Genomic DNA, 16,306 nt, shown 5'->3' on the forward strand with positions numbered 1-16,306 from the left:
AGTATTGGTTAGAGGCTTTGTTTGCTAAGAGGTTGTGTTCAGTAATTCCCATCCATCATTTTATGTCCAGCCTAATGGAATCACATTCGGCTTAGTTCTATTTCGTGAAGTTCAGCTTGAGCGGGGAGTGGCGCGCTGTCCCCTAGTTTGACTCTCGATAATCTGATCGGTTTTTGCTTTGTAAGGTTGGGGAGGATGGGGGCGCATAAAAAAATGGCTAGCAGGTTTACTGCTAGCCATTATGGTGAGCTGGGCATGGCCTCGTCTCATTACTCGGGATTGTCTGCCTCCAAAAGGGCGGCGATGACGTCCTCAATTGGGATATACATCGGAGTACTACCGGCGGGGCCTGGCCCTTCAAGAGCCGTGAACCCAAACATCTCAGAGTAGAACGTTTCCTTGCCAGGGGCTGCATCAAGGTAAACGCCCTTCAACGGGATCGTTTTGTGAACGGTCACTGCTTTGGTGAACGCTTCCAGCATCAGGTCTGTACCAAGCCCGAGACCTTGATGGCGCTCATCAACAGCGATCATGATGACCTTCGCCACAGGAAGCTGTGGAGGCTGGTTTCCTTTAAGGAGCGTCTTCACCCGGGTCTTATCTAAGATACCGAAGCCCACCGTCATGAAGCCGATGAGTTCTTGCGTTTCATCAAACATGCCGGTGGCGTGAAGGTTCTCAGACTGAATCGCGCGTTTGAGATTGCCCGAGTTTACATACTTGTCGAGTATGGCATCCCCACAGCTAAATTTCTTCGGAAGTTTTACATCCTCCAACGCATCATTCAGATTCACCTGGGCGTATGTTAGGTCTGGATCGCTCATTTCTACTCCTTAATAGTTTTACTAGATTTTTATTGGCCTTCGGGGCTTCGGAGCTTGCTCGGCTTAATTCGTGCGCTCGAGCGAAGGCTTTCTCCGAAAGTTCAATCCGTTGATATGTATCCATAACTGCCTCAGCTTTTTCGAAAGCCGATGCCAATATGAAAGAGGTCATATCCAAACCGGAAATGGTTGCTGCTTTACGAATAAATTCTTTTGCAAATTCTGTAGTTTTAAGATCAAGTCTTGCAGTTTTTGCACCCTGTAGTGTCTCTGCTACAAAAGACATAGTGCTTTCCTCTGTGTGTATCGATATATAAAGTGATGCGCTTCCTTCTTCTGGTTTACGTCCAGCTCTCTACGAGCTGAGCTCCTTCTCGAGTACTTTCCATTACGACTCCTTCGTGGTTTATGGCATCTGTGGTTGATTAATACTTCGTAATCGGCTTTGATTCATGCGTCATTCGCATACGTACACAAGCCGTACGAGACACATGGTAGCGCTGGGCTGGAGGGCTGTCAACATATACGTGTATTGTACGTACCAAGATGCTGGTGCCTAGCCAGAAGGTAGTGAGGGGGTTAGAGATAAAGCTCATGCTCAGAGAAGCCCTTAACCTCACCGTCCCTTAGGACTAGACGGGCCGGGCTGCGGAGGAGAACTAAACCCAATCCATCAACGGGGGCTATGCTGAAGCGGCTGGATAGGGTTTTACGTCGGTAGGCTTGGGATAGTGTTCGGTCGGCAGGAAGTCGGTGTGGGCCAGGAAAGCCGAGTGACTTTTCGAGTGACTTCGTCACTCACGGCTCAGCACTGTTGGGCGTCGTTGCAGCGAGCGCCAAGTGCGAAGTCTTGAATTTAGAGGCCTGTAGAGATACAAGCTTGAATGGGGTGCTAGGGGTTGAGTGTTCGAATCACTCCGTCCCGACCATATTTTTCAATGACTTAGCCCAATCTGTGAAGGTTGGGCTTTTTCATGTGCGTGACTTTTGCGTGACTTCTCCACATTTCACGCCTGCCTTCTCTTCAGAGTCGTCAGCACCGTCCCACGCGAGTCAGTGGCTGACACCTTATTTGCAGCTTCTATCAGCTGCCCCAGCTCGGCGCCGAAGTAGTGACTGGTGATGCTTCCGTTCTTATGCCCAAGCAATGCTTTGCGATCCTCCTCAGTCACGCCTGCTGCACGCAGCCTTCTGCCAAAGGTGTGCTTCAGGTCGTGAATGCGGATCCGGGCGAAACCATCATGTGCCGGCCGCAAATACTTCTCCTGCCATTTCTTCGCCGCCCTGACCCTGGCCTTCTTCCAGGCTGAGTCATTCATCCGGTGCAGCGCAGTACCGTTGTAAGGAAACACCCATTCCTTGCTGATACCACGCTGCTTCTCAATGATCGATATGGCCACGGTGTTGAGCACCACCAGACGCTCATCACCATTCTTCACTCCCGACCGCTCATGCCGGCCGCCAAAATCGGCCGGTATCAGAAACACACTGGTGCCCAGTTCCGCTCCCGCAATCTCCCAATCCCACTTCAATGTGCAAACCTCCTGCTCGCGACAGCCCGTGTTCACCTTGAACAAGGCCATCGTCTGCAAGTGGGCGGGCAACTCGCCAAAAAGAATCGACTGCTCTTCCCAGGACATGGGGTAGGGCTTACGGCTCGATTTCTTCTCTTCCAGCTTTGTCAGCATGGGTACGCTGTCCAGCCAAAGCAGCTTTTGTGCACCGGGTATCGGTCTTATCGACTTGATCCCAGATCCGCATATTCATGGACACGACAAAATCCTTGCCGCGATCTACGCAGCATCAAGAAGGGGTAGGGGAAATATGAGTTGCTAAACATTCTCATTCGTATTCAAGATATGTTATTACGTTTCAACTCACCGCAAGGAGCCTCACCGATGAAAGTGCTGTCCTCACTCAAAGAAGCGAAAAATCGTCACCGTGACTGCCAGATAGTTAAGCGCCGTGGCCGTATTTATGTGATCTGCAAAACCAATCCGAAATTCAAGGCTCGGCAGGGCGGAGCGAAGAACAAGAACAAAGGCAAGGGCTGACCTTACGCAGCGTCGGCTTTGCGTTGATCCGCCCGGTCGGCGGCAAGGTCTGTCGCCAGTTCCTCGGCGCGGGCCTGGCCGTACTCATTGGCTCGGGGACGAATCAGTGACTCGGCAAGATCGTGCAAGGCAGTTGGGTGATGCTTGGCCTTTGGCGTGCCCAGAGCCGAGCAGGCCAAGTCGTAAGCCTTGCCATGAACGCGGCTCCCGCCGGCAATGATTTCGCAAATCATCTGCTCGATCGGGTATTCGCGATTGTCGGTCAGCAGCGGGGGCGATGTGTTCTTGTGCCCCAGGTGTTCGGCCAGCGCTTCGTACAGCGACTGTGGTGTAACCAAGGCAACCGGTTTGCCGAAGGATCGCGGCGCGGTGACGGTGTCGCCGCAGATCAGGCTGTTGATGGCATCGTAAAGCCAGTCCGGGCCTTCGACGGTATCCAGAAAGTCAGTCATGGCAGCGACTCCTGTTCGAGTTTACGGGCGAAAGCACAGGCATCGTTATGCTCGCGGCGAAAGCCTTTCACCTTGCCGGTACCGGTATCGACGATGTGGAAGAACTCGCCACTCACTGGCACTACCCGGTAGCGCGGGGCGCTCTTCGGTGTGCTGGAGCCGGCAAGCCCGAGGCTAAGCGCGACGAACATATTGCGGCTCTGGTTTATTGCGAGCGCTACATCACAGTAAGCGCGTTGACTTGGGGTCATGGTCGCCTGCAGAGCTGTGGATTATTCATCTTCACTTCTTTCGCTGACATTCATGGGGATGAAATGAGTTTTTGAAGTTGGCTAGGATTGAGTATTTATGCGCTGAAATTTAATGAACCCTTTGAAGGGGAGCGCTTCTAAAGTCATTCAGTCCATCGGAGGCGTGCTGTGACTAAGATCATCACTGAGGAAATCCGGCTTCATCAGGAGTCGCCCTCAGACGTTTTTCTATTTGGCACTCCTAAAGATCGTCTAGATTTCTATCGGAGAGAAATTCACTATGAAACAAGTTTGCTCTCGAATAGAACGAACGCATATTTAACGGCCCAATCGTTCTTGGTTATTGCGTTTGCCTCTTCAATGGCGAACCTCAATCCCAGATGGGGCGAGCTTTTTACCTTGGTTGTACCAACCTTGATGGCCATCCTAGGAATATTTAGCTCATTGCATGCCTGGCCTGGGTTTAGGGCCTCGTATGTCATCATTGATCATTGGCATTTCAAACAAAGTCACTTATTGCGAAGTGACCCGGTTATGGGGGAGGCCTATGATGACTCACCCTTATTTAACGAAAAAGAATCGAGTCAGCAGGGGTATCGCAAATCGCTAATGTTCTCTATGAGGACACCATGGCTATTTGTAATTTTTTGGGCGCTGCTTGCAGGTTTTTGTATTTATGTTCAGCTCACTAATTCTAGCCCGTGAGCCTGGTAAACCTTTTCTATGATGGCTGACATTTCACCGAGACTTTCCACAGCTCTCATTCCCCCCAACCTGCTCAGCGAGCGGCCTGTAGTGATGCTTTCCGTTCAGGCTGCGCTATGCCTGAATGCGCAGGTAAATCTCCTCCCGGTGACCCACCGCGTGTGGCCAATCAGAAGATTAACTTTATGACGCGGGAGCTATACGACAAGGCAGCAGCGCTTAAAAGCGCAGCGTTTGCAGATGTTGTGGGTTCCGTGGCGAGCAGAGCGATTATTGATCAAGGGACGAATGCCAGCGGCAGCTTTATAAAGTTTGCAGATGGCATGTTGATCACATGGGGTATACGCATCATCAGTCATGGCGCAGGGGGTGATCTTCGCGCAGGGCGCGGTTGGCGCCTTTGATTGCTGTCGAAGTCCAGTGGATCGAGCAGGAGCGTAAGTTCGTGGCTGAGCAGTTGGAGGCCATCGAGGATGGCGAGCAGGTAGCGGGCACAGAGCGCCTGTGGTGTGACTACCGTAATCAGGTTCGAGCCTGGAAACTGGATGCAAAGGGCTATCCCGATTCAAACATGCGGCCATTACGCCCAAGCTAGCCTGGGAGAAGTCCCGGTCGTCCAGTCGATGGCCCACATTCCCACATTTGTGCGAAGATCAGGGCGTAGATCACGTATGGAGTTGCCACATGAGCCGCCTGACCATCGACATATCCGAGCAGCAGCATCAGAGCCTGAAAGCGTTGGCCGCCTTGCAGGGCAAGACGATCAAGCAATATGCCATCGAGCGCCTGTTTCCGGGCAATGTCGACAATGATCCGGCATGGCAAGAGCTCAGAGGCGTACTGACCGCCCGCATCAATGATGGCCTGGCGGGCAAGGTTTCAGACAGGAGCATTGGTGACATCCTCGACGAAGAACTGTCCGGGGAAAATCGGGTTTGAGCGGTGCCTACGTTCTTACGCTTGAGGATGAAGCCGACTTGCGCGGGATCATCCGCTACACGCGCCAACAGTGGAGTGACCAGCAGGTGCGTGTGTATATCGGCAGACTGGAACGCGGGATCGCGCGCCTTGCGGCCCGTCAAGGCGCGTACAGGGACATGAGCGACCTCTACCCGACGTTGTTGATGGCTCACTGCGAACACCATTACGCATTTGCCCTGCCGCGCGAAGTTGCACCTGCTTTGATCGTGGCGATATTGCATGAACGCATGGACCTGATGACGCGACTGGCAGAACGGCTGAACAAGTGATGTCTTGCTGAAATGAAACTGCAGTACCGAACCCGCCAAGTGCGGGATTTTTTTGTCTCGAGATAGGCATGCCTTCCAGCGAAGCAAGACTTCAGCCCATGTCGTTGGAAATGATGGCATAAAGCCTGCTACAGTCGGCGCCGAAATTATCCAGGTAAGGAAGTACCAAGTGAAGGGCATCCAGTTTTTGGCTGTAGTCGGCGCGGCATTGTTGATGAATGGCTGCGTGGTGCAGAGCACCTATAGCAAGACTATTTCAGTGACGAAAGATGCCAACGGCAAGATCATTCAAACGGTTGAAAGCGAAACTGTGGTTCAGCCAGCCAATGGCTATCCAATGCGCCTGGAGAAAATCAAAGGTATCCAGCCACAGTAAATACCTGCACCGATTCAAAGAAACCCGCCGAGTGCGGGTTTTTTATTATCTAAAGAAACTCATGCCCATCACAGCGCGGCAACTGCTGCTGATCCTCCCGAAACCGAACGCACCGATCTGGCCAATGCCAACTCCGCGCAAATTCTGGCAGAGCAGGGCAAGCGCCTCGCCCTGGAGCAATGGCTGGCAGCCAGTGACCAATCCCATTACCGAGCCCTGACCGATGAGAAAACCAAACAGGCACGCCTGCGTGATCGCCTTTCCACTGCCGGCGGCGGCGTGGTTTATGGCGCCCATAGAGCCCAATTTGGCCCAGCGCATGCTCAACGAATTATCGGAATCACCAGCGACGACGATCAAGGACTGATCGCGCTGCAGGCCTGTCAGGCCTACGCACAAGAAGTATCAGTTGCTCGTTAGAGCGGTATGCATCCTGCCAAGGCACCTTTCTTCATCGTTTTGAGCATTCCAAAACCGTGGGAGCAGCGGGCGGTGGACGGACTGATGGCTACGAGATATCGTTTGGCCATCCGTTGAGCTGGCACTTAATGAATTAAGTGACCGCTCTATCTCGCCCAATACCGCTGTCAGCAAACGTTCAGTTGCCCATGAACAACGCTGCAGGTTTGACCTACAGGATTCGCACATGAGTAACCCCATCACCTCGAGCGACCAGCTTGCTGCGCTGCGTCTTGAGATTGACCGTTTTTCTGAAGTCAGGGATTGGGGCCAATTTCATACCCCAAAAAATCTAAGCATGGCCTTGAGTGTGGAAGCGTCAGAGCTGATGGAACTCTTTCAGTGGCAAGTCGGCAATGAGGACTTTGCCCTGTTGGCAGATAGCAAGAAAGAAGCTGTCGCTCACGAAGTTGCCGACGTATTTATCTATTTGATGCGTTTTTGCTCCGTCACGGGTATTGACCCGCTCAAAGCGGCCGAGGAGAAGCTCAAGCTTAACGATGCCAAATACCCCGCGGGCGTAGTCAAGGGCAAGTCTGACAAGTACTCGGAGTACTGACGGATGCGCCAGATATTTATCTTCACCGCCGGCGACAAAAAAGCCCGTGTCCACCTGGATGACTCGATTCTAAAACCGGTTTCATTCGAGTGGATGCAGGAGGCTTTAGGGCAGGAGCAAACGCAATATTACCAATCACTGATACCTGATCAGCAGGGTTTCCATGCCTGGGGTGCAGTGCCCGGTCCTGTTAACCAGCGCACATGGACGGCCATGCAGGTGGGAGATTTGGTCCTCACGGTATACGCCAACCAGTACCACTTCTTGAGCACAGTCATTGGCAAGCTCCACAACCAGGCCCTGGCCAGTCGAATTTGGGGCAAGGACGAAGAGGGCAATACGTGGGAGTACATGTACCTGCTCAGCCAGCCGCAAAGCATTGCCACCGACGTACTGAGTCCTCCTGCAGTTGATTATCTGAACAAAGGCTATCGGGGTTTCACCCGTATCTCGGATGACAAGGTTCGAACCATCGTCAAGGATTTTGGCAGCCTGGATAGCTTCGTGGAGCAGGTTTTCCAGGCCCATATTCCAGAGGGGCATATTGAACGTGAGATTGAGCAGGCTGAAAAAGATGCCGATGCGTCAGTCGCTTTTGCACCCAAAGATATGGTCGATGGACGCAAAAAAGTCCTTCAGGAAGTTGTGCGTCGTCAAGGCCAGCCCAAGTTCCGCAAAGCGTTGCTTGCCGCTTATGGCAAAAAATGTGCGGTGACTGGCTGTGACGTAGAGAGCGTGCTGGAGGCTGCTCATATCGCTCCCTATCTAGGGAAGGAGTCCAATGCAGTGCAGAACGGGCTTTTGCTGCGTGCTGATATTCACACGCTGTTTGATTTGGGCGAATTGAAGATTACGGAACAAGGGCAAGTTCAGCTTCACGAGACGCTTTACGGCACCGTTTACGAGCAATACCAGGGCCAACAGATCAAGTTGCCAGCCAATCAAGCTTTCGCGCCAAGCGTGGATGCACTGGCACTTAAATACGAACGGGTACTATAAGCATATGGCGGCTCTTGAACAGTTCACCTTTAAGGATTTTTACGCGGCTGCGAAACGAGACAACTTTGCCAGTGCACTGGAGGCGCGTTTCCCCAGCGTATTTGGCAAAGGCGGAGTCTCTGCCTCGGAAAAGGGCTCGTGGGCAAAGTCTCTGCCCAAGCTGGCGGCTTTGCTTGAAATGTTGCCTATTGATGGGCACATTCTGATCGAATATCCCATGCCGCTGGGGACGCGGCGGGCAGATTGTCTGCTGATCGGAAGTGACGTTTCAGGTAGAACCCATATTGTTGTGGTTGAGCTCAAGCAGTGGTCCCAAGGCAAGGTTCGTATTAACGACCGCTTTGATATGGGCTGGTTAACTGTGGAGGCAAAGGAGCCGTACAGCACTGACCACCCTTGCGAGCAAGCGCACGTTTATCGCACGGCACTCGAGCATCTACTGGATTTTGGGGAGCAAAAGCCCGAGATCCATGCTCTGGCGTATCTGCACGAATACGAAGAAACCAGCAGTGAATTGCTCCGCCGGCCTCAGTTTGCGGAGCACCTGCAACACACGCACTTGTTGACCCGAAGTCACGGGCGTGAAGCAGCAGAGCAGATACTCGGCAAGCTCCAGTCGGCAAGTCCGCTGCTGGAGTGTCTGGTGTCGCCAACGCTTAAGTATTCAGGGGCCTTTATTGCCAACTTCAGCAATAAGCTCAATTGCAGTGCCTTGTTTGAGCCTTCAGCTGAGCAAGTTAAGACGTTCAGGGCGATTGCGGCCACCCTGGATCAGGTCGACCGTCCGACCTGTGTGATCGTCAGGGGCATAGTCGGGACAGGCAAAACCGTGCTGGCCATGATGTTGATCAGGCACCTGATGGAGCGTGGCAAACAGCCGATGTATACCGTCCTGTCGGCTGCCATCAAAGCCTGTATACAGGAGCTGGATTTCTTCTCCAGTGGCTGTGCCAACACCCAATATCTGATAGTCGATGAAGCTCACCGCCTTGGAACAACAGGGTTGTCTCAACTGGTCAACGATAAACGACTTACTGTTTTCTTCATTGATGACAATCAATGGCTTCAACCGCAGGAGAATTGTCGTAGCCACGATATCAAGCAGGTTGCAGAAGATGCCGGTCAGTTTGTGCTTGAGCTTTCTCTGGCCAAGCAACTGCGATGCCAGGATGCAAACGCATATATTGCTTGGGTCGATGCTTTCATAAACCAAAGCGAAATTACCAAGCTCAAGGCTCCGGAAAGCTATGAAGTCAAAGTAGTCGACTCACCGCAAGTCATGACTGAGCTTTTGAAAGCACGAGCCTTGGGTAATGCGACATGCCGAATTGTCGCGGGCTACTGTTGGTACTGGGCAACCAGATACTCACCGGGCAGAGGGCATGACATCGAGATTGGAGACTGGAAAGCACGCTGGAATGCCAGCCACTCGTATGCGTCATGGAACCGTCAGCCGGGCCTGCACGAAGAGGTGGGTGCTATCTACACCGTACAGGGATTCGAGTATGACTATGTGGGGGTTATCATCGGAGAGGATCTCGTTTATACCCAGGGAAGCCTGAAAGTTCGCCCCCCAGTCCAACAGTATCCGACCCTTAAGGCATCCCTACGCTCTGCTGGGAGGGACGATTTTGCGAGAGCCATTCGCAATATTTATTACGTGCTTCTGACGCGGGCCAAGAAGGGTGTTTTTATCTACGTGGTCGACCCCGGCTTGAGGGCGGTGATAAAAGAGGCTCTGCCTGAAGTAAAATGCTCAGCGGAGGGATGCTTGAGCCAGAGTGGGGCAAGTGGCGGTGGCGAAGTGACCAAACTGCCATAGAAATCTCTATAAACCTGTTATTGCGCAACTGGTGTACAACCTGGCGATGGCGCACTACCTAGGCCTGAACCGCTACAAGGAACACGACTGAGCGCGCATCCGCCAAGCTTTGGCCCAGGCCGATTGTTCGAGGAAAAGACCGCCCGGGCCGAGCGTCTTGCACTTCAAGCGGCCGCGCCTGCGTCGCCATCTGTTCAAATCTTTCCACCCGAAGGCAGCAGCACCGCAGCCGGTTACACGACCCCCTCAACGTCGCAGCTCCATCAGTGGCTATCTTAAACGGCGCTGAAGTTAGAGGAGCCCAACGGCGGGGGCGATGATTTTTGCACCCGTGATGAGTTCTTCAGCGAGCAAGCCTTTGAAGCTTTCCTTGCCGCCTTCTCTGGCTATCTCGGCCAGTTGCTCACGCAGAGAGTGGGCATGCGTCAGGCTGCGCGGGGTTGCATTAAGAACCTCAAGGCCTTTCGCGGTGAGCACCGCATCCGAGACATGGGTGTGGGAGAACAGCCCGCCGTTGATGTATCCCGCGTTGATCAGCCATCCCGTTGTCGCGAAAAAAAACTCGGCGTCCTTGCTGGGTAGATCCATTTGACGCTCTTCACTCCACTCCACTGCTGATCCAACAAATTGCTCTGCGGCCAGGTTGAGGGGCAATGGGAAGTTCAGATACAACTCGCCCAGCACCTTACCGGTCAGCTCGTTGAATTTATCGATATTGGAAACAGACATGTCACAGAACTCCGACAAAAAAGCACTGAACGTGCAGAAAATCAAAGCTGCTGAGCCATAGCGGCTCCAGCGAAAATCGGCTAAAGCGTTATCTGATGTCCTGGCGAGCTACTACATGCAGCAGGGCATTGTAGAGCGAAGCCAACCTCTACTCTGCCCCATATCCCCCTTGGCGTCACCTCAACTCAAGAGTGCTCCCATGTCCTTTACCCAAAAGCAGCTCGACGCCGTTGAGTCGGCCATCGCACGCTGTGAGAAAACCGTGCCCTACGCCGACCGCACGGTGGATGAGCTGCTCACCTACAACCAAGCTACCCGGGCGGCCTCGCAAATCGAGGAACGCATGGGCACCTTGAAAGAGCAGGCGGGCAAGGCTGCGGCAGGGATCAACAAAATCGCCGGCAATGCCAACCCGGCCCTGGCCAACATCATCCCCACCGGCGCCTTTGGCCAAGACCTGACCCCGGCCGTGGAAGTGGTGAAACCCTTCCCGCACTTGCTGATCATCCAGCCACTCAAGCCGCAATCCCAACCCTACTACTTCAACCTGGACACCGCCGCCTTTGAAGAACTGAGCCGCACCACCGACTTTCGCTGGGCCGCGCAAGAACGCCTGACACGTCGACCGGCCCAACAGGCCATCGGCATGGGCGACGACTTGCAGAACCGCTAGCGGCGACGTGCTCGACACGATCTGCCAGAGCTACTACGGCCACCTCAATGGCACGGTCGAAGCCGTGCTCGATGCCAACCAGGGGCTGGCGGATGAGGTGCAGCCTTTTCGGGCAGGGGTGGTGATTAACCTGCCGGATCTGGTGGTGTCGAGTGAGGAGGGGGGTGATGTTGTGGAATTAAGGAGACATTTTTGTGAATCGCTTGATAGCATTGAGCCATTAATGCGGGCTTAATCAAAAAGGAAGGGATTCTATGTCACGTAAAATAGCGACTGTTCTGGGAGCTGTAGTTGGCCTGCTTGCCGGGACGCAAAATGCCTTGGCTGAGAATAACTTATTTAAAGGTTACGCTTACCATACACCGCTTGAGAACTACACCACTGCGAAAGGGTATTACGACTGCTCGGCGGAAATCGGTGGCACTGCAAGGTGCATTGATGATTTGGAATTTTTAGGCAATAAATTTACAGGTGCGTTGATTTTTTCGGATGGAAAATTGGTTATGGTTTCTTTGGTTAGACCCTATGATCAAGGGGCTTACACAAAGGCTTACACCACACTTTCCAAGACGTTTACGTTGATTTCGATGACGGACGATAAAACGCTCCTCGATCTTGTTGATCTGGCCGCGACGTCTAAAAGCAAAGAACAATACCTGTCCAAAGTATCCAGCTATGAAAATGTTGGTTTAAGCGCTGGTAACTTGACCTACACCTTCCTGGAAGGCGCTGAAGTTAAACCGAATCTTAGAAGTGCACTCAGTATGCTTGCTGTAGCTCCAGACACTGCGCGTAGTGCTGATCTGATTATTTCCGGGCAGGGCCCTGAGACTAATCTGATCATGCGTTTCGCCTACCCCAAATTTGAAATTAACAAAGCAGTGAAGGAGGCACAGGAGCCTGCAGAAGCTTTTTAGAAATTGGCTGGTTTGCACTGGTAATGCCTCGTACACGCGGGGCTTTTTCACTGCAATGGCATGCATTACGGAAGCAAATATCAGCAAGCTGATAGATTAACGTGCTCCTTCAAAGCCAGCATCGCGGCGCTGGCGCTGGCGCTGGCACGATGCGCGGGCATCCAGAACTGCGTCCCCGCAGGCCGGGAAGAGGTCGCCAGTAACCGCCGGTATCGATGTGGATTCGTTCCTGTAGGCGTAGGGCAGGTCACGGGTTTCATGCACCAGCGCAGCGGCACCGAAAACATGGCAATCCATTAACGCTGATGCTCTTGCACATACTGCTGCAACGCTTGATCCAGCCGCGTTTGCCAGCCACTGCCGCCTGCCTTGAAGTAGTCAACTACCTCGGGCGAAAGGCGCAAGGTGACCCGCTCCTTGACTGGCGCTTTCTGCGGCCCGCGCTCACCACGACGGCGCACCGTCGCCTGTTCAAAAAAGGCGTCAACAGCCGCCGGATCATTGGGGTCATACAGCGCCTGTGAGTCCTGTGCAATCGGCGCATCGGCAGCCGCTTCTCGCTTGACGCGTTCCCAGTCAGTCTTGCTGGAGGCTTGCATAATGTTTTCTCTCCAGTTTCGAAGCGCGGCGCAATGAAATCGCCCGGATGTCCTGGTCGCGTTCAACGTAGACGAGCACAAGTACGATACCCACAATTTCGACCATCGCCACGTCCATCAATCTGCGTTCACCCTGGCGGGGTGAGCAGAGTGTGATCTTGTTCGGCGCGTCGTCACCAAGCCTGCATCCGCCAGATCCAGACCATGCTTGGCAAGGTTGGCTTGGCGTTTGGTTTCGTCGTAAACGATCATTATTTTATCGTGCTCACAAAAAAATAAGCATGCAAACCGTGTCAGGTAAGAAGTAGACCGGTGGCGGGCAACAAAACTAGCTTTTTTTAGAGCCTTTTAAACCTTCCTCTAATCCGCGCTTTATGTGGGACTTTTCCCGGCATGAGTCTGCATGACCCCAACTTGCTGCATCGTCGCAGAAGGTGCCGACATCACCGCATTGATCAATGACCGCCTCTTACTACTGCGCACTACAGACAAGCCCGGGATGGAGTCCGACGACTTCGAGCTGCGCATCGATGACCGCGACAGCTCCGTGTCACTGCCAAGTCGCGGCGCAAGTATCGATGTGTTTCTCGGTTACAGCGGCACCGCGTTAACCCGCTTGGGGCGTTACACCGTGGACGAGGTCGAACTGTCCGGCCCACCGGATACCTTGGTGATCCGGGGTAAAGCCAGCGATATGCGCGGCAGCGGCAAAACTACCCGCAGCGGCAGTTGGGAAAACGTCAGCCTGGCCAGCATTGTCAATGACGTTGCCGCACGAAACGGCTGGCAGCCCGTGTGTCCGGTAGCCACCGTCGTGCCCCGCGCCGACCAGCTCAACGAATCAGACTTCAACTTTATCACCCGGCTGGCCAGGCAATACGACTGCACCGCCAAAGTCGCAGACGGCAAGCTGCTGGTCCTGCAACGCCAGGCCGGGCAGAGCGCAAGCGGCAAGGTCCTGGGCGCGATCACCCTGACCCGTAGCGACGTCAGCCGCTGGCAATTCCGCCTCGCGGATCGCAGCACCCACAAAGCGGTCAGCACCCAGCATCAGGACAAAAAAACCGGCAAGTTGGCCATCATCACCCTGGACAACGACCAAGCCCCGGACGGCCTGCCGCCAGTACACACCGACCGACACATCTACCCGAACAAATCCGCCGCCGAACAAGCGGCCAAGGCCCGGCTGTCCGCCTTCAACCGCTCTACTGCTGCGGTACGCCTGGAAATGCCCGGCCGCACCGATCTGTTTGCCGAACGCAGCATCAACGCCCAGGGCTTTAAAACCGGCCTTGATGGCGAGTACCTGGTGGACTCAGTCGAGCAGGTCTTCACCCAAAGCGGCTGGACCACCACCGTCGAATGCAACGGCGGCAAACAGGGTAAAGCCAAGGCCAAAGGCAAAAAAACCAAGACCAAGGCGCCGCTAAAAGTCATCGAGTTGTAACCCCAGGCAGACATTCACCCACCCGCCTTGTGCGGGTTTTTTCGTTAGGGCTAACCCATGTCGATTACACGGCAACAACTGCTGCAGATCCTCCCTAACGCCGGCTCAGTTGCCGGCGTTTTCGTGCCGCTGCTGAACACCGCGATGGTGCATTACCAGATCATTGGCCCCAAGCGCGTAGCCGCGTTTATCGCCCAGATTGGCCATGAGTCTGGCCAGCTCAAATACGTCAAAGAAATCTGGGGGCCAACGGCTGCCCAAGCCAAATACGAAGGCCGCAAAGACCTGGGCAACACCGGAGTAGGCGACGGCTCCAAGTACCGAGGGCGTGGCCTGATCCAGATCACCGGCCGGGCCAACTACATGGCGTGCGGCGAAGGGCTGGGCCTTGACCTGATCAAGCAGCCCGAGCTGTTGGAAAAGCCACAGCACGCCTGCATGTCAGCAGCATGGTTCTGGGCGACCAGAGGCCTCAACACCCTGGCCGACGCGGGCCAGTTCGACAAGATCACCCGGCGCATCAACGGTGGCCAGAATGGCGCTGCCGATCGCCAGGCACTATACGCCCGGGCGCTCAAGGTGTTGGCGTGAAGATCGATGCGGTGAAGTGGGGCGGGGTACTGCTAGTCATCCTGGCCCTGATGGCGGGTAGCGCGTGGGCGGCATGGGAGTGGCAGGCCAACGCCTACGGCCAGCAACTGGCCGCTAAGGAAGCCGCCCACCAAACCGAGCGCACCCATCTGGCCAATGCTAACTCCGCGCAAATTCTGGCAGAGCAGGGCAAGCGCCTCGCCCTGGAGCAATGGCTGGCAGCCAGCGACCAATCCCATTACCGAGCCCTGACCGATGAGAAAACCAAACATGCACGTCTGCGCGATCGCCTTGCTACTGCTGACCTGCGGTTGTCAGTCCAACTCGACGCCGCCGCAACTGGTTGTGACGCAGTGCAACCCGCCACCGGCGCCGGCAGCGTGGTTTATAGCGCCCATAGAGCCCGACTTGACCCAGCGCATGCTCAACGAATTATCGGAATCACCGGCGACGGCGACCAAGGACTGATCGCGCTGCAGGCCTGTCAGGCCTACGCCAAAGAAGTCTCAGGCACAAAGTAAAAGGAGCGGCCGAAGCTGGATACGTCAACATCCAGCCCGGCCACCAAACCCGCAGAGTTGTCCTGCAAGCCCAGCCAAGGCTCCTGCTTCGTGCACAAAGCGGAGCGAACCTAGCACCTGTCTATCTATACAGCAAAGGTCTTGCACATTATGTCTTCACCCATCATCCCTTGGATGGGCGGCAAACGCCGCCTGGCCGACCGCCTTATCCCCCTGTTCCCACCCCACGAATGCTACGTCGAAGTCTTCGCCGGCGGTGGGGCGCTGTACTTCCTGCGCCCACAGCCCGCGCCTTGCGAAGTGCTCAACGATATCAACGGTGATCTGGTGACCCTGTACCGCGTGGTGCAGAACCATCTGGAAGAATTCGTGCGTCAATTCAAGTGGGCGCTCAGCTCACGGCAGATATTCGAGTGGCAAAAAATGACCCGCCCGGAAACCCTGACCGACATCCAGCGCGCTGCCCGATTCTTCTACCTGCAGCACCATGCCTTTGGTGGCAAGGTCACAGGGCAGAGCTTCGGTACCGCAACGACTGCTTTTGCAATCAACCTGCTGCGCATTGAAGAAAATCTGTCTGCAGCCTGGCAGCGCCTGGCCGGCACCTATGTTGAAAACCTGCCTTGGCTCGAGTGCGCAGAGCGCTACGACCGGCCGCACACCTTCCACTACATGGATCCACCTTACTGGCAGACCGCTGGCTACGGCGTGGACTTCCCGTTTGAAAACTACGAGCGTATGGCTGACTTTATGCGGCGCTGCAAAGGCAAGGTGATGGTCAGCATCAACGACCACCCGGACATTCGGCTCGTGTTTGAAGGGTTTCATTTTGAGACGACTGAGATTCGGTACACGACCGCGAATCAGAGGCTGGGTAAGGCGGAGGTGACGGGGGAGTTGATTATCATGAACTGGAAGCCGGAAGGGTTGGGAGGACTGTTTTAGCTTTCCCATTCACTGCGGCAGTAACACGTAACGCCTGCCGTTGTTGTAGTCAGTTAGTGAACCATACTCATCTTGCTATCTTTGGAGATTCGTATCCGTACTAGTGATTCTTTAAGACCGTTGATTACCGTTC

22 protein-coding genes and 3 pseudogenes are annotated in these 16,306 nt (G+C 54.4%); 17 read left to right on the forward strand and 8 right to left on the reverse strand.

The window, feature by feature from the left end:
• Positions 1 to 269 precede the first annotated feature (269 nt).
• The 3 genes and pseudogenes from EQV96_RS21290 to EQV96_RS21300 all read right to left on the reverse strand — a co-directional run.
• Positions 270 to 824, reverse strand: coding sequence for a GNAT family N-acetyltransferase (locus EQV96_RS21290; protein WP_218723190.1), 555 nt, complete (start codon positions 822 to 824; stop codon positions 270 to 272).
• Positions 781 to 1,110, reverse strand: a complete 330-nt coding sequence (locus tag EQV96_RS21295; RefSeq protein ID WP_218723188.1) for a DUF1778 domain-containing protein — start codon at positions 1,108 to 1,110, stop codon at positions 781 to 783. The genes EQV96_RS21290 and EQV96_RS21295 overlap by 44 nt, the downstream gene beginning before the upstream one ends.
• A 721-nt stretch (positions 1,111 to 1,831) precedes the next feature.
• Positions 1,832 to 2,530, reverse strand: a pseudogene (locus tag EQV96_RS21300) (tyrosine-type recombinase/integrase); the annotation flags it as partial.
• A 192-nt stretch (positions 2,531 to 2,722) separates the two neighbouring features.
• On the opposite strand from EQV96_RS21300, the gene ykgO reads away from it, so the two are divergent.
• Positions 2,723 to 2,878, forward strand: coding sequence for a type B 50S ribosomal protein L36 (gene ykgO / locus EQV96_RS21305; RefSeq protein WP_095002911.1), 156 nt, complete (start codon positions 2,723 to 2,725; stop codon positions 2,876 to 2,878).
• Between the two features lie 2 nt (positions 2,879 to 2,880).
• On the opposite strand, the gene EQV96_RS21310 is transcribed toward ykgO, so the two are convergent.
• Together EQV96_RS21310 and EQV96_RS21315 are read right to left on the reverse strand one after the other, a co-directional pair.
• A complete protein-coding gene (locus tag EQV96_RS21310; protein ID WP_169916547.1) occupies positions 2,881 to 3,330 on the reverse strand; it encodes a hypothetical protein in 450 nt (149 codons plus the stop codon).
• Positions 3,327 to 3,521 (reverse strand): hypothetical protein, encoded by a 195-nt coding sequence (locus EQV96_RS21315; RefSeq protein ID WP_240882368.1) that lies wholly within the window; start codon positions 3,519 to 3,521, stop codon positions 3,327 to 3,329. Before EQV96_RS21315 ends, EQV96_RS21310 begins: the two co-directional genes overlap by 4 nt.
• Before the next feature lie 228 nt (positions 3,522 to 3,749).
• Here EQV96_RS21315 and EQV96_RS21320 point away from each other — a divergent pair, with 228 nt between their 5' ends.
• From EQV96_RS21320 to EQV96_RS21360, 9 genes and pseudogenes are all read left to right on the forward strand, one after another.
• Positions 3,750 to 4,286: a hypothetical protein gene (locus EQV96_RS21320; RefSeq protein WP_095002910.1), complete on the forward strand. Its 537-nt coding sequence runs from the start codon at positions 3,750 to 3,752 to the stop codon at positions 4,284 to 4,286.
• Between the two features lie 445 nt (positions 4,287 to 4,731).
• Positions 4,732 to 4,881, forward strand: coding sequence for a hypothetical protein (locus EQV96_RS21325; protein ID WP_179291759.1), 150 nt, complete (start codon positions 4,732 to 4,734; stop codon positions 4,879 to 4,881).
• An 89-nt stretch (positions 4,882 to 4,970) separates the two neighbouring features.
• Positions 4,971 to 5,225, forward strand: a complete 255-nt coding sequence (locus EQV96_RS21330) for an antitoxin (RefSeq protein ID WP_095002908.1) — start codon at positions 4,971 to 4,973, stop codon at positions 5,223 to 5,225.
• Positions 5,222 to 5,536, forward strand: coding sequence for a type II toxin-antitoxin system RelE/ParE family toxin (locus EQV96_RS21335; RefSeq protein WP_095002907.1), 315 nt, complete (start codon positions 5,222 to 5,224; stop codon positions 5,534 to 5,536). Before EQV96_RS21330 ends, EQV96_RS21335 begins: the two co-directional genes overlap by 4 nt.
• 169 nt (positions 5,537 to 5,705) lie before the next feature.
• Positions 5,706 to 5,912 (forward strand): hypothetical protein, encoded by a 207-nt coding sequence (locus EQV96_RS21340; protein WP_138738271.1) that lies wholly within the window; start codon positions 5,706 to 5,708, stop codon positions 5,910 to 5,912.
• Between the two features lie 111 nt (positions 5,913 to 6,023).
• Positions 6,024 to 6,332: pseudogene (locus EQV96_RS21345) on the forward strand (lysis protein); the annotation flags it as partial.
• A gap of 226 nt (positions 6,333 to 6,558) precedes the next feature.
• Positions 6,559 to 6,930, forward strand: a complete 372-nt coding sequence (locus EQV96_RS21350) for a nucleotide pyrophosphohydrolase (RefSeq protein WP_095020760.1) — start codon at positions 6,559 to 6,561, stop codon at positions 6,928 to 6,930.
• A gap of 3 nt (positions 6,931 to 6,933) precedes the next feature.
• Entirely contained in the window at positions 6,934 to 7,929 is a 996-nt protein-coding gene (locus EQV96_RS21355; RefSeq protein WP_218831411.1) for an HNH endonuclease, read from the forward strand.
• A gap of 4 nt (positions 7,930 to 7,933) precedes the next feature.
• A complete protein-coding gene (locus tag EQV96_RS21360) occupies positions 7,934 to 9,751 on the forward strand; it encodes a DNA/RNA helicase domain-containing protein (protein WP_170943750.1) in 1,818 nt (605 codons plus the stop codon).
• 291 nt (positions 9,752 to 10,042) lie between these two features.
• Here EQV96_RS21360 and EQV96_RS21365 read toward each other — a convergent pair whose 3' ends face one another.
• Positions 10,043 to 10,480, reverse strand: coding sequence for a hypothetical protein (locus EQV96_RS21365; RefSeq protein WP_095020759.1), 438 nt, complete (start codon positions 10,478 to 10,480; stop codon positions 10,043 to 10,045).
• A gap of 301 nt (positions 10,481 to 10,781) precedes the next feature.
• Between EQV96_RS21365 and EQV96_RS21370 the strand changes: the two are divergent.
• The 3 genes and pseudogenes from EQV96_RS21370 to EQV96_RS21380 form a co-directional block, all read left to right on the forward strand.
• Positions 10,782 to 11,138, forward strand: a pseudogene (locus tag EQV96_RS21370) (phage tail protein); the annotation flags it as partial.
• A gap of 22 nt (positions 11,139 to 11,160) precedes the next feature.
• Positions 11,161 to 11,388: a tail protein X gene (locus EQV96_RS21375; protein ID WP_240882369.1), complete on the forward strand. Its 228-nt coding sequence runs from the start codon at positions 11,161 to 11,163 to the stop codon at positions 11,386 to 11,388.
• Positions 11,389 to 11,407: 19 nt separating this feature from the next.
• Positions 11,408 to 12,070, forward strand: a complete 663-nt coding sequence (locus EQV96_RS21380; RefSeq protein ID WP_240882370.1) for a hypothetical protein — start codon at positions 11,408 to 11,410, stop codon at positions 12,068 to 12,070.
• A gap of 96 nt (positions 12,071 to 12,166) precedes the next feature.
• Here the strand turns inward: EQV96_RS21380 and EQV96_RS21385 are convergent, their stop codons facing one another.
• Both EQV96_RS21385 and EQV96_RS21390 read right to left on the reverse strand, forming a co-directional pair.
• Positions 12,167 to 12,367 carry a type II toxin-antitoxin system MqsA family antitoxin gene (locus EQV96_RS21385; RefSeq protein ID WP_240882371.1) on the reverse strand — a complete coding sequence of 67 codons (201 nt, stop codon included), beginning with the start codon at positions 12,365 to 12,367 and terminating at the stop codon, positions 12,167 to 12,169.
• A complete protein-coding gene (locus tag EQV96_RS21390; protein ID WP_095002901.1) occupies positions 12,367 to 12,669 on the reverse strand; it encodes a BrnA antitoxin family protein in 303 nt (100 codons plus the stop codon). The genes EQV96_RS21385 and EQV96_RS21390 overlap by 1 nt, the downstream gene beginning before the upstream one ends.
• Positions 12,670 to 13,072: 403 nt before the next feature.
• Here EQV96_RS21390 and EQV96_RS21395 point away from each other — a divergent pair, with 403 nt between their 5' ends.
• From EQV96_RS21395 to EQV96_RS21410, 4 genes are all read left to right on the forward strand, one after another.
• On the forward strand, positions 13,073 to 14,116 hold the full coding sequence (locus EQV96_RS21395) for a contractile injection system protein, VgrG/Pvc8 family (RefSeq protein ID WP_240882372.1): 1,044 nt from the start codon (positions 13,073 to 13,075) through the stop codon (positions 14,114 to 14,116).
• Between the two features lie 57 nt (positions 14,117 to 14,173).
• A complete protein-coding gene (locus EQV96_RS21400) occupies positions 14,174 to 14,707 on the forward strand; it encodes a glycoside hydrolase family 19 protein (RefSeq protein ID WP_240882373.1) in 534 nt (177 codons plus the stop codon).
• Positions 14,704 to 15,228 (forward strand): lysis system i-spanin subunit Rz, encoded by a 525-nt coding sequence (locus tag EQV96_RS21405; RefSeq protein WP_240882374.1) that lies wholly within the window; start codon positions 14,704 to 14,706, stop codon positions 15,226 to 15,228. The genes EQV96_RS21400 and EQV96_RS21405 overlap by 4 nt, the downstream gene beginning before the upstream one ends.
• A 150-nt stretch (positions 15,229 to 15,378) precedes the next feature.
• On the forward strand, positions 15,379 to 16,173 hold the full coding sequence (locus tag EQV96_RS21410) for a DNA adenine methylase (protein ID WP_240882375.1): 795 nt from the start codon (positions 15,379 to 15,381) through the stop codon (positions 16,171 to 16,173).
• Positions 16,174 to 16,306 lie beyond the last annotated feature (133 nt).

This window comes from Pseudomonas sp. TMW22080 (genome assembly GCF_022496745.1).
Classification (GTDB): domain Bacteria; phylum Pseudomonadota; class Gammaproteobacteria; order Pseudomonadales; family Pseudomonadaceae; genus Aquipseudomonas; species Aquipseudomonas bubulae.